Origin of the sequence: Flavobacterium sp. FPG59, from assembly GCF_002150205.1 — a bacterium.
Classification (GTDB): Bacteria; Bacteroidota; Bacteroidia; order Flavobacteriales; family Flavobacteriaceae; genus Flavobacterium.
Window position 1 is genome coordinate 1 of sequence record NZ_MTCA01000072.1, and the last position, 13,680, is coordinate 13,680.

Below are 13,680 nucleotides of genomic sequence, written 5' to 3' on the forward strand. Positions count from 1 at the left end.
TTTCACAATACATACCCAAAACGTGACAGTTTGGCTAATCAAATTGTGACAAATAAAAAACCATTATTAACAAAAAGCTACCAACTTGCTGACAAAAAAGATTGTTTTGAATATACCACCGAAGTACTTCTAACACAATTAGAAACAGGTAGTTATTTGGTCTATTTTGAATGTGAAACTGACTCCAATGAAACAAAAGGATTTGGTTTTGAAACCATCACAGTTTCGAATATTTCAGTCTTGGCAAATACACAAAATGGTACTGAATATTACACTGTTTTAGACAGAAAAACAGGAAAACCACTTGAAGACGTTACTATAAAAATACTAAATAAAACCCTAAAAACAGATAAAAACGGACTCGCTTTCTATAAAAAAGAAAATTACAATCAAGATTACGAACCTATACAATTCTCAACAAAAAACGACACCCTATTCATCCACAAAGGAAATTTACCAAATAGACATGATTATACAAAAACCATAGATAAGAAAATTAGAAGAAGAGTGGAATTTTACCTGGACCGAGCTATTTACAGGCCAGGACAGACGGTTTATTTCAAAGGAATTGCATTTCAAAAAAACAAAGACCAATCAAGTGTTGTTCCCAATACTTCATTCCTAATAAGCATTCATGATCCTAATTACAACAACCTAAAAGAATTTGAAGTTACCACAAATGAGTTTGGTTCTTTTTCTGGTGAATTCATTTTGCCAAAAACGGGCTTGACGGGAGATTTTAGAATTCAAGCAAAACAAACTGCAGCTTACACCAAAAATATTTCTTCTGACATTACAGGAGACGAACAACCTTTGTTAAATAATATAACTTTTGAAAACTCATCAACTTATTTTAAGGTTGAGGAATACAAGCGTCCGAAGTTTGAAGTGACTTTTGAACCTAAAAAAGAAAGCTTTCAGGTAAATCAATCAGTTACCGTAAAAGGAACTGCCAAAACATTTGCTGGAAGCACTATTTCGGATGCCAAAGTAACATACACCATAACTCGTTTTACGAATTCTTTCAGAAATTACTATAGTAACGAGCCCGAAGAAACTTTAATTAGCAGCGAAACCAAAACAGATGCTTCTGGTAAATTTGTGATTGATTTCATTGCACAACCGTCTAAAAATGCGACTAAGGAACAGCTTCCTATTTTCAATTATCGAATAAACGCAAGCGTTACCGATATTAATGGAGAAACACATACTGCCGTTACTACTATTAAAGTAGGCTACCATGATTTGGTATTGAATGCTTTTATAGCTAACAGCATCGAAACGAAAAACAAAAATGAAATTACCCTGAGCAGCACAAATTTAAATGAAGAATTTAAAGCTATAAAAGGAGAAATAAAATTATATTTCGTAAGTCCGTTTGAAAAAAAATTCAAATCTAGAGTTTTCACACAACCCGAAATCGCTACTATTTCGGATGCCGATTTTGAAAAATTATTTCCTTACGAAGTTAACCAATCTCAAACATCCAAAAAACCAAATGAAATCTTACTGTTTTCTAAAAAAATAGATACTGAAAAGGACAAAAACATCGCACTCGATTTCATTACCGATTATCAATCTGGAAATTATAAAGTTGTATTTTCGGCCAAAGATAGTTTTGAAAACCCTATCGAAACTGTTTCTAATTTCTCAATCATACAAAGCAAAGACAAGTACAACCCAAATAAATTATTTACTATTGAGCAAATCAACAAAGACCCAAAAAAGGATGGTTTTGTAACCGTTGAAATCCGCTCTGCATTAGACTCATTACATATTCATACTACTGCCAATTATAAAAACGGCACTTTTAATGAACAAGACATTGTTTTACAAAACAAACAAGCTATAGTCACTATTCCCCTTCAAAAAGATTTCGAAAAGTCTCTAAAAGTTGGTTTCCAAAGTGTATTTGAGAACCAAGCATTTACGGAACAACTAGAAGTTGCATTAAAATCTGAGGAACCTAAAATGGAAATTTCAGTGGAAAGTTTTAGAAATAAAATTCAGCCTGGAACTATTGAAAATTGGTCATTCAAATTGAATGCTTCTAATACTAATTTGGAGGCTGAAATTTTGGCTTCTATGTATGACAGTTCTTTAGACCAGTTTACAAAAACGTCGTGGGAGGCATTAAATTTTAATGATTTTAGTAGAAATAATATCTACTTCAAAACAAGTTTAGGATTTGACAAAACGTATATCTATTTTCAGAATTTAAATTTAGAATCAATTCCATTAAATCTTCTAAATGAAGTTACCCTCCTAAAATGGTTTGGCTTTAATTTTAATGAATCAACTTATGGAAATGGAATGTCTTTCTATGACATAAAAGATAAAAAACTTGGAAGTGAAATGATTAAAGGAGATCCTGATGCAGTACTATCTGAGGAACCATTAGGAAGAGGCATCGCAGCAGCAGTTGAACAGGTTCGTGAAACCCCGCCAGCTCCTAAGGTTGATATGGTAAAATTCAAAAAACCTATTGTCATTCGGGGAAATAGCACTTCATCTGAAAAAAATGGTGCTTTATACATAGTAGACGGAGAACCTATGAATGATGCACAAATAAAATCAATTGCTCCAAATGACATTATTGACATCGAAGTTTTAAAAGCCGAAAAAGCCACCGCATTGTACGGCGAAAAGGGAAAAAATGGTGTCATCATCATCACCACAAAAAAAGCACTTGAAGCCTTAACACAAGTAAAAGCAAGAAAAAATCTTTCTGAAACTGCTTTCTTTTACCCAAATCTAAAAACCGATGACAAAGGGAAACTGAGTTTCAGTTTTAGTGCACCAGAGGCTTTAACCAGTTGGAAACTCCGTTTGTTAGCGCATAACAAAGCCGCTGTTTCAGGGTATTTAGAAAAAATGACCGTTACTCAAAAAGAACTGATGATTACTCCTAATTTTCCTCGTTTTTTTCGAGAAAGAGATTCAATCGTGATTACAGCCAAAATTGCAAACATCACCAATGAAACTAAAAAAGGAATGGCCGTTTTGCAACTTTTTGATGCTACTACCATGCAAGCAGTTGATGTTAAAATGGCAAATAATAACACCGTCAAAAACTTCACTATTGCAGCATTTGGAAACACATCTGTAAATTGGAAAATCTATATTCCTGAAGGGTTACAAGGAGTTCAATATAAAATAGTAGCAAAAGCAGGAGACTTTTCAGATGGTGAAGAAAACATTGTACCTGTTTTAACGAATAGCATGCTTGTCACGGAGAGCATTCCGGTTTGGGTTAGAGACAATTCTAAGAAAGAGTATTCACTTGAAAATTTAAAAAACAACACCTCTACTACTTTAAAAAACCATCAATTTACCTTTGAGTACACCTCAAATCCTACTTGGCTCGCCATACAATCCTTGCCATACTTAATGGAATACGAACACGAATGTGCTGAACAAACTTTTGCACGTTTCTATTCGAATGCTTTAGCATCAGAAATTATTTCAAGCAACCCAAAAATTGAAAGTCTTTTTAAAACTTGGACAGCAAACAAAAAAACTAACTCCAAACTGGAGGAGAATGAAGAATTAAAGTCAATAATTCTAGCCGAAACGCCATGGATTAATGATGCAAAAAGTGATGCCGAAAAAAAGAAAAACCTAGCTTTACTTTTTGATTTGGAGAAAATGAAAAGTGCGCAAGAAATTGCTTTTTCCAAATTAAAACAGAAACAAAAACCTTCTGGAGGCTTTGGCTGGTTTGACGGCGGAAATGAAAGCGAATACATTACAAGACATATCTTAGCAGGTCTAGGACATTTATCAAAATTAAGCACAACGACTAACAGTACTGAAAAAATAGCACAAATTGCTAAAACAGGTATTCCATTCTTAGACCAAAAGTTTTTAGAACAACATAAGAATAGGATAACAGCAGTAACTCCATCAGAAAAAATAATTTGGCACAATCCATACTCTGAATTGCATTACCTCTATACGCGTAGCTTTTATGTAGAGCAGCAACCTCTTTCTGATACGATAAAGAAAGCTTCAAAATGGTATATCGAAACTGTAAAAAAAGATTGGCTATCCTATTCCTTATATGAAAAAGGTTTGGCAGCAATAACATTAAATCGATTTGGTGAAAAAGATACCGCAAAAAGAATAATCGAAAGCTTAAAAGAAACAGCCTCTAACAATGAAGATTGGGGCATGTACTGGATTGCCAACAAGGTAGGCTGGTATTGGCATCAAGCACCAATTGAAACGCAAGCTTTGCTTATTGAGGCTTTCGCCGAAGTGACAAACGACAAGAAAGCAGTAGACGAAATGAAAGTATGGTTGTTAAAAAACAAACAAGTTAAGAACTGGCCTACCACAAAAGCAACTACCGAAGCTGTCTACGCACTACTAATGCAAGGAACCGATTGGTTGAATGTAAAAGACAATACCGTGATCAAAATTGGCGACGAAAAAATACTTACCAAAAAACTCTCCGAAAACGAAAAAGAGGCTGAAACTGGTTATGTAAAACTCAACTGGAAATCAGATGAAATCAAAAAAGAAATGGGAACTATTAGCATTCAAAACAAATCAAATGTCCCTGGATTTGGTGGGATTTATTGGCAATATTTTGAAGAATTAGATCAAATAAAAAATAATTCGGGAGGTATTTTATCGGTTGCAAAAGAATTGTTCATCAAAAAAAACACAGCTAATGGTGATGTTTTACAAAAAATAAATGCAGCAATTCCATTACAAATTGGAGATTTAGTTACCGTAAGATTAATTATTAGGGCAAAGGAAGACATGGAATTTGTTCATTTAAAAGACCTAAGAGCCTCTTGTTTTGAACCCGTAAATGTACTATCTGAATACCAATACAAGGGAGGATTAGGATTTTACAACAGTACAAAAGATGCTGCAACTCATTTCTTTTTTGATTACATAAACAAAGGAACCTATGTATTAGAATATGATATTCGCGTCAATAATGCGGGAGTATTTTCAAACGGAATTACAACAATTCAAAGTATGTACGCCCCAGAATTCAGCAGTCATACCAAAGGGATTCGTATAAAAGTTATAAACTAAATGAATAATGTCACAAAAAAAATCCGCTTCAATTTCTTGAAGCGGATTTACAATTTAAAAAAGTGAAATTAGTCGTTCAACATTTTCCACAATTTGTCTTTTAATTCTGTAAGTCCTTGTTGCGCTACAGAAGATATAAACATATACGGAATATCTTTGAAAGACGCATCAAGTTCTGTTTTCAATTCTGCTTTTAACTCATCATCCAGCATGTCGCATTTAGAAATAACTAATAAACGCTCTTTATCTAGCATTTCTGGGTTGTATTTGGTCAACTCATTCACAAGAATATCATATTCTCCTTTGATATCTGGTGTATCAACAGGAACTAAAAATAACAATGTAGAGTTACGCTCAATGTGTCTTAAAAAATAATGTCCAAGACCTTTACCCTCGGCAGCTCCTTCAATAATTCCCGGAATATCAGCAATAACAAAAGATTGAAAATCTCTGTACGCCACAATTCCTAAATTAGGTTTTAACGTTGTAAAAGGATAATCAGCAATTTTTGGCTTAGCCGAAGTCAAAACAGATAATAAAGTTGACTTACCTGCATTAGGAAAACCAACTAAACCTACATCAGCAAGTACCTTCAATTCTAAAATAACATCCATTTCTACTCCTGGTAAACCTGGCTGAGAGTATCGTGGCGTTTGATTGGTTGAGCTTCTAAAATGCCAGTTTCCTAATCCACCTTTGCCACCGCGTGAAAGGACTTGTTTTTCGCCTTCCTCAGTAATTTCAAATAAAATTTCTCCTGTTTCCTTATCTTTAACTACAGTACCAAGTGGTACCTCAATGTATTTATCTTCCCCATCAGCTCCAGTACTCCTATCTCCACTTCCATCGCCGCCATTTCCTGCTTTGATATGTCTTGCAAATTTCAAATGAAAAAGCGTCCATAAACTTTTATTCCCTACAAGATAAACGTGTCCACCTCTTCCACCATCACCACCATCTGGCCCACCATATTGTATGAACTTTTCTCTATGCAAGTGCGTAGATCCTTTTCCACCTTTTCCAGATGAAACATATATTTTAACGTAATCTACAAAATTTCCCTCAGTCATTTTTTTTAGTATTCAGTTTTAATTCTAGTTTAAATAGTAATTAACTAACTAGCGTAAAACTATTTTAATCTTTTAAGGCTTTCACCATTACTTTATCAATCTTCACACCATCCATATCGATAACCTCCAATTCAAATTTTTGCCAAATCAATTTCTCACCTTGTTTGGGTATGTGTGACAATTCAGTCATTATTAAACCACTTAGCGTAGTGACTTCATAATCATTTATTAATTCGTCTAATTCAAAATAGGTCAAGAAATCATGCAACGAATAATGTCCATCAACTAGCCACGAACCATCTTCTCTTTCTATCAATTGAAAATCATCCTTATAAAAATCAGAAGCATCACCTACCAATGCTTCAAGAATATCATTCAGTGTAATTACTCCTTGAAAAACACCATATTCATCAGACACAAATGCATAATGAATCCCTGATTTCTTGAAATTTTCTAGCGCGACATAGGCAGTTGTTTGCTCCATCATAAAAGGAGCTTCGGTCATGATTGATGCTAAATTAAACTCATCGTTTTCAAAATGAGCAAAAATATTTTTAAGGTTCACCACACCTACTATATCATCGTAATTTTCATTAAAAACAGGATAGATAGAGTGTAATTCCTTGAGCATAAACTCTCTTACCTTTTCCTTATCTGCATGAAGTGGTAAAAAAACAACCGACTTGCGATGCGTCATCAAAGAATTGATTTTTCGGTCACCAATATGAAAAACACGCTCCACAATATCTTGTTCAATTTCTTGAACTTCTCCACCCTCAGTTCCTTCCTTAATAATAGCTTTTATTTCTTCCTCGGTTACTTTTCCATCAGCTGTTGGTTTAATTTGCAAAACATCTAATAAAAAATCTGTAGAAGTTGTGAGAAGCCAAATAAAAGGCGCTGTCACAATAGATACCATTTTCATTGGCAAAGCAACTGCCTTAGCAATCCCTTCTGGATGATTTAGTCCTATTCGTTTGGGTAACAATTCTCCTAAAACCAAAGAGAAAAAAGTCAATACTACCACAACTAAACCTACTGCAACTGGCTGTGTATACGGTTTTAAAAATTCAAAACCACTTACAAAAACCTCTACATCTTGAGTAATCTTATCACCACTGTAAATACCCGTTAAAATCCCAATCAGAGTAATACCTATTTGTACCGTTGATAAAAATTTATTGGGAGAATTTGCAAGGTCCAATGCTATTTTAGCACTTTTATTGCCTTTTTTTGCTGCTGTCTCTAATCGGTTTTTTCGAGCTGAAATCAATGCTATTTCTGACATTGAGAACACTCCGTTTAGTAATATCAGAAAAAATATTATTAGTATTTCCAATTTTTTAATGGATTCGTTTATATCTCTTGTTCTGCGTATTTGAAATTATCAATTATAAATTATCAATCACTGCACTTACTCTTTCCGTAATTTCAGCAATGGAACCAATCCCGTCTACGATGAAAAACTTGTTTTGATTTTTATAAAAATCCATCAAAGGAGCGGTTTTTTCATTGTACTCTTGGTATCTGTTTCTGATTTTTTCTTCGTCTTGATCATCAACTCTACCACTTGTTTTACCTCTTTCAAGTAAACGTTGAATTAAAATCTCATCGTCAGCCTCAAGCGCAATAGTAGCTGCAACTTTTGATCCAATAGATTCTAAAAAAACATCTAATGCTTCTGCTTGAGAAAGTGTTCTTGGATACCCGTCAAATAAAACACCATTTGTATCTGGATGTTTATTTACTTCATCAATTAGCATTTTAGTAGTTAATTCATCAGGTACAAGATCCCCAGCATCCATGTAAACACGAGCTTGTTTGCCTAACTCGGTATCATTTTTTAAATTAAATCTAAAAACATCACCAGTTGAAATGTGAGTTAACTTGTATTTTTCTTTTAAAAACTCTGCTTGAGTTCCTTTTCCAGCTCCTGGTTTGCCAAATAAAACGATATTAATCATGTTGTTTTGTAGTTATTCTTTTAATTTATATACTTCAGGTAAGTTTCTTCCAAGTCCGTCATAATCTAAACCGTATCCTACAATAAATTTATTAGGAATTCGAATTCCGATGTAATCAATTTTGATGTCTTTCTGGTATGCTTCAGGCTTAAAAAAAAGTGTTGCAATTTTAAAATGTTTCACATTTTGTTTTTTAAACAATTCTTTTAGTTCAACCAAAGTATTCCCCGTATCTACTATATCCTCAATAATAACTACAGATCTACCGGTAAAATCTTGATTAATTCCTATCAATTGCTTTACCTCATTCGTTGAAGAAGTACCCTCATACGAAGCCATTTTTATAAACGAAACCTCACATGGTTTTTTATATTGTTTTACAAAATCAGCTACTACCATAAAAGCACCGTTAAGCACTCCTACAAAAATAGGCGTTTCATCAGCAAAATCTGCCTCAACTTGTGATACCATTTTAGCTATAGCAAAATCAATTTCTTTTGCCGAAATAAATGGAACAAATTGTTTATCGTGAAGTTGTATCATTATTTTTGTATTTAAAATAATGGGCAAAGATAGCAATTTCTCACTTTACATCTTAGAATAATTGTTACAAGAATAGCCATACTTTAAAATTAAAAAAAATCTTTTATGGTAAATCAAGAATTGTATCAAAAAATACAAGAAAGCACGGCTCACGTAGCCAGTAAAGCAGTAAATTCTCAATACATTTTGAGCAATCCAGACTTGATGCCAGATTTTTTTAAAATTGTTCTTTCAACATCAGACAAAAATCATCACAAAGCTTGTTGGATCTTAGAAATGATTTTAGAAAAAGACTTGCATCTACTTTTTAATTATTTAGATCAATTTTGCGAGACCTTACCTTTATATACAAACTACAGTGCCTTGAGATCCATATCAAAAATTTGCATGTTTCTATCACTACATGCTTCCCTTACCGAAAAGCAAGAAAAACTCTTGATAGAAAGCAGCTATGACTGGCTCATAGATCCTAACGGAAAAGTAGCCACAAAGGCTTATGCCATAAGAACACTTTACCAAATGGGTAAAAAAAATACAGAAATCCATGCTAATCTGGCCAGAATACTAACTGATGATTACACTAAATATTCATCTGCTTACAAAGCAGTTGCTAGAGAAATCATGAAGAAAATTGCTTAGTATTTTTCGGTTTGACCATTAACAAGTATCTTTGCAGGACATACAACTACTACTTACAAATAACCGCAACACGTTATTTGTAAAGAAATAAAACAACAACACAATGAACTACTTTTCATCTGATTTTAAATTAGGAATTCTAGGAGGTGGACAATTAGGCAAAATGCTATTGACCGATACCCGAAAGTTTGACATACAAACCTTGGTTTTAGAACCAAATGAAGAATCACCTGCAAGATACAGTTGCAATGCTTTTTACCAAGGAAGTTTAATGGATTATGACACCGTTTATCAATTTGGAAAAATGGCAAATCTATTAACTATTGAAATTGAAAATGTAAACTTAGATGCTTTAGACGCACTAGAATCGGAAGGTTTACCAATATTCCCATCGCCAAAAACATTGCGAATGATTCAGAATAAAGGTCGTCAAAAAGATTTTTATGTCGAAAATAACATTCCAACTTCACCTCATCAACGTTTTGTAGATTTAAATGATTTAAGAAAATCATTAGAGAAAGACGAATTAGAATTTCCTTTTGTGTGGAAATGTGCTCAATTTGGCTATGATGGAAACGGTGTAAAAGTATGTCGCTCAGCAATAGACTTAGTAAAATTACCAGATGTTGAATGCATCGCTGAACAAATGGTTCCGTTCAAAAATGAGTTGGCAGTTATTGTTGTTCGTTCTGCTTCGGGCGAAGTAAAAACCTACCCTGTTGTTGAAATGGAATTCCATCCTGAAGCCAATCAAGTTGAATATGTGATTTGTCCCGCCAGAATTGATGATAATGTGGCGCAAAAAGCAATCGAAATAGCATTAAAAGTTTCTGAAGCGTTTAATCACGTTGGATTATTAGCTGTGGAAATGTTTCAAACCGAAGACGATGAAATTTTAGTCAATGAAGTCGCTCCAAGACCACACAATTCCGGGCATTATTCTATTGAAGCAAGTTACACCTCTCAATTTGAAAATCATTTACGCGCCATTTTAAACCTACCTTTAGGAAATACGGATAGTAAAGTTGCCGGAATTATGGTAAATTTGGTTGGCGAAGAAGGTTTTTCGGGTCCAGTACTTTATGAAAACATCGAAAAAATAATGGCAATTGATGGCGTTACACCTCACATCTACGGCAAAAGAGAAACAAGACCTTTCCGAAAAATGGGTCATGTTACAATTGTAAATGAAAACATGATTGAAGCGAGGAGAATTGCGGAAGAAGTTAAGAATAGTATAAGAGTGATTTCATAAATTAAAAGATTGAAAAATTGAAAGATTGAAAAATTGGTTTGCAACAAAATTTAAAATTCCACTCTAAAATCTTTAAATTCTTAAATCTTTAAATCTTTAAATAAAAAATAATGAAAGTAGCCATCATCATGGGAAGTATTTCGGATATGCCGGTAATGCAAGAAGCCATCGACATATTAAAAGGATTTGATATCGAAACTGAAGTTGATATCGTTTCGGCACACAGAACACCTGAAAAATTATTTGATTTTAGTAAAAATGCTCACAATCGCGGTATCTCAGTAATCATTGCTGGTGCTGGTGGCGCGGCGCATTTACCTGGAATGGTTGCTTCTATGTCACCGCTTCCTGTTATTGGCGTTCCTGTAAAATCGAGCAATTCTATTGATGGTTGGGATTCGGTTTTGTCAATACTTCAAATGCCTGGTGGCGTTCCAGTAGCAACAGTTGCGCTTAATGGAGCCAAAAATGCCGGAATCCTTGCCGCGCAAATCATCGGTAGTCACGATCAATGTGTGTTAGACAAAATCATTTTTTATAAAGAAGGATTAAAACAAGCTGTTGATAAAGCGGCATCTGAATTGAAAAAATAATTAATTGCACAAAGTTACACGAAGTTCAACACAGAGTCACACAAAATTCTCTGAGAAACTTTGTGAAAAAAACTTTGTGAAACTCTGTGATACAAAAATGAAAACACTTACCTCAACATTCAATACCAAACACAATACAGCACCATTTTCGGCAATAAAACTAAAAGATTACAAACCTGCTTTTATCGAAAACATCGCTGCCGCAAAAGCTGAAATTGATGCCATCATTACTAATTCTAATGTTCCAACTTTTGAAAACACGATTGTTGCTTTAGATTTTGCTGGTGAACAATTGGATAGATTATCTTCAATTTTCTTCAATTTGAATTCAGCTGAAACTAATGACGAAATGCAAAAAATCGCTCAAGAGGTTTCTCCGTTGTTAACTGAATTTAGTAATGATATTGCCTTAAACGAATATTTGTTCAAAAAAGTTAAATCCGTTTATGATCAAAAAGATTCGTTGATATTAACTACGGAAGAAGCTACTTTATTAGACAAAAAATTCAAAGGATTTTCTAGAAATGGAGCCTTATTGAATGAAGAAGACAAATTAAAATTACGCGATATCGACACCGAATTAGCCAAAATTAAATTGACGTATGGCGAAAATGTTTTGGCTGAAACCAACAACTATCAATTACATATCACCAACGAAGAGGATTTAAAAGGTTTACCTGATGGCGCCAAAGAAATGGCCGCAAGTTTGGCTAAATCAAAAGAATTGGAAGGTTGGGTTTTCACTCTTGATTTCCCGAGTTACTTGCCTTTTGTAACCTATGTTGACAATCGTGAATTACGAAAAGAAATTGCCATTGCTGCCGGAAAAAAATCATTTCAAGACAACGAATTCGACAATAAAGAGAACGTAAAACGTATTGTTGAATTACGTCATAAACGCGCTAATTTATTGGGATACAAATCACATTCTGATTTTGTTTTGGAAGAAAGAATGGCTCAAAATCCTGAAAAAGTGCTGTCTTTTTTAAATGATTTATTAGAAAAAGCAAAACCTGCTGCTCAAAAAGAATTTACTCAATTAACCGCTTTCGCAAAAGACCTAGACGGAATTGATCAATTAGAAAAATGGGATGGCGCCTATTATTCTGAGAAATTAAAACAAAAACTATTCAACTTTGATGATGAGATTTTGAAACCTTATTTCAAGTTAGAAAATGTTTTAAACGGAGCTTTCACGATTGCTGACAAACTATTCGGAATTACTTTTAAAGAAGTTTTTGATATTGACAAGTACCACGAAGATGTTCAAACTTTTGAAGTTTTGGATTTTGAAGGACAATTAGTTGCTCTTTTCTATGCTGATTTTTTCCCAAGAAAAGGCAAACGAAATGGCGCTTGGATGACTTCTTATAAATCACAAGCAATAAAAAATGGAATCAATGAAAGACCACATGTTTCGATTGTTTGTAATTTCACACCGCCAACAGAGACTAAACCATCTTTATTAACTTTCAATGAAGTTACGACCTTATTCCACGAATTTGGTCACGCTTTACACGGAATGTTAGCCAATACAACTTATCCAAGTTTATCTGGAACTTCGGTTTATTGGGATTTTGTGGAATTGCCAAGCCAAGTAATGGAAAACTGGTGCTACGAACCAGAAGCATTGGCTTTGTTTGCAAAACATTATGAAACGGGTGAAGTTATCCCTCAAGAATATGTAGAAAAAATCAAAGAAAGTGCAAGTTTTTTAGAAGGTATGGCCACTTTAAGACAGATCAGTTTTGGACTTTTAGATATGACCTATCACGGGAAATCTCAAACCATTGAAGATGTCAAAGCTTTTGAAAAACAAGCTATGGCAGGCACGAGTTTATACCCTGATGTTGCTGAGAATTGCATGAGCACGTCGTTTTCACATATTTTTCAAGGTGGTTATTCATCAGGATATTACAGTTACAAATGGGCCGAAGTTCTAGATGCTGATGCATTTGCTTATTTCCAGGAAAAAGGAATTTTCAATAAAGAAGTGGCAACGAAATTCAAAGACAACGTCCTTTCTAAAGGTGGCACTGAATTACCAATGGAATTGTATAAAAAATTCAGAGGTCAAGAACCAAAGGCAGATGCGTTGTTGAAACGCGCTGGTCTTTTGTAGAAATCACATAATGATCAAGTTATGAGAAAATTATTTTATTCTTCAATTGTAGCATTGTTTCTTTTGAGCTGCAAAAAAGAAAGAAATACTAATAATTTCGATGACATTATTCATTTTGTCATTACTGATGAAATTGCTAGTAAAAATGATACTGTAAAAAAATTTAATGAAGTCTTTTCAAGCGTTAATGGACATAAAATAAATTTTCAAACTTTTGATCAAGAGCTTATTGCATATGGTTACATAAAAAATCCTGTGCCCAAAGAAAAGATTAAAAAAATTGATGAATTCCTAACAAATGATATTAATTACGAAAGTCATTTAACAGCATGCGTTCCGTCATACAGAGATATATTAATTTTAAAGAAAAATAATAAAACTGTCAGTGTTTTGAAACTCTGTTTTGAATGTGGTATGGTTGATAAATATGGAGTTATAG

General features: G+C 33.7%; 10 protein-coding genes. 6 read left to right on the forward strand and 4 right to left on the reverse strand.

Annotation, left to right across the window (positions count from 1 at the left end):
- Positions 1-30: 30 nt before the first annotated feature.
- Positions 31-5,055 (forward strand): alpha-2-macroglobulin, encoded by a 5,025-nt coding sequence (locus FPG59_RS08365; protein ID WP_140344615.1) that lies wholly within the window; start codon positions 31-33, stop codon positions 5,053-5,055.
- Positions 5,056-5,123: 68 nt separating this feature from the next.
- Here the strand turns inward: FPG59_RS08365 and obgE are convergent, their stop codons facing one another.
- The 4 genes from obgE to hpt all read right to left on the reverse strand — a co-directional run bounded on the left by obgE (position 5,124) and on the right by hpt (position 8,632).
- Complete coding sequence (gene obgE, locus FPG59_RS08370; protein ID WP_086454164.1) at positions 5,124-6,125, reverse strand: GTPase ObgE; 1,002 nt, start codon at positions 6,123-6,125, stop codon at positions 5,124-5,126.
- Positions 6,126-6,189: 64 nt separating this feature from the next.
- Positions 6,190-7,464: a hemolysin family protein gene (locus tag FPG59_RS08375; protein WP_086454165.1), complete on the reverse strand. Its 1,275-nt coding sequence runs from the start codon at positions 7,462-7,464 to the stop codon at positions 6,190-6,192.
- Between the two features lie 52 nt (positions 7,465-7,516).
- Positions 7,517-8,089, reverse strand: a complete 573-nt coding sequence (locus FPG59_RS16945; protein ID WP_086454166.1) for an adenylate kinase — start codon at positions 8,087-8,089, stop codon at positions 7,517-7,519.
- A 12-nt stretch (positions 8,090-8,101) separates the two neighbouring features.
- Positions 8,102-8,632: a hypoxanthine phosphoribosyltransferase gene (gene hpt, locus FPG59_RS16950; RefSeq protein WP_086454167.1), complete on the reverse strand. Its 531-nt coding sequence runs from the start codon at positions 8,630-8,632 to the stop codon at positions 8,102-8,104.
- Between the two features lie 105 nt (positions 8,633-8,737).
- On the opposite strand from hpt, the gene FPG59_RS08390 reads away from it, so the two are divergent.
- The 5 genes from FPG59_RS08390 to FPG59_RS08410 all read left to right on the forward strand — a co-directional run.
- Positions 8,738-9,271, forward strand: coding sequence for a hypothetical protein (locus tag FPG59_RS08390; protein WP_086454168.1), 534 nt, complete (start codon positions 8,738-8,740; stop codon positions 9,269-9,271).
- Between the two features lie 103 nt (positions 9,272-9,374).
- Positions 9,375-10,526: a 5-(carboxyamino)imidazole ribonucleotide synthase gene (locus tag FPG59_RS08395; protein ID WP_086454169.1), complete on the forward strand. Its 1,152-nt coding sequence runs from the start codon at positions 9,375-9,377 to the stop codon at positions 10,524-10,526.
- Positions 10,527-10,633: 107 nt separating this feature from the next.
- A complete protein-coding gene (gene purE / locus FPG59_RS08400) occupies positions 10,634-11,119 on the forward strand; it encodes a 5-(carboxyamino)imidazole ribonucleotide mutase (RefSeq protein WP_176330719.1) in 486 nt (161 codons plus the stop codon).
- Between the two features lie 97 nt (positions 11,120-11,216).
- Positions 11,217-13,241, forward strand: coding sequence for a M3 family metallopeptidase (locus FPG59_RS08405; RefSeq protein ID WP_086454171.1), 2,025 nt, complete (start codon positions 11,217-11,219; stop codon positions 13,239-13,241).
- A gap of 21 nt (positions 13,242-13,262) precedes the next feature.
- A partial coding sequence (locus FPG59_RS08410) for a hypothetical protein (RefSeq protein ID WP_140344616.1) occupies positions 13,263-13,680 on the forward strand: 418 nt, incomplete at its 3' end.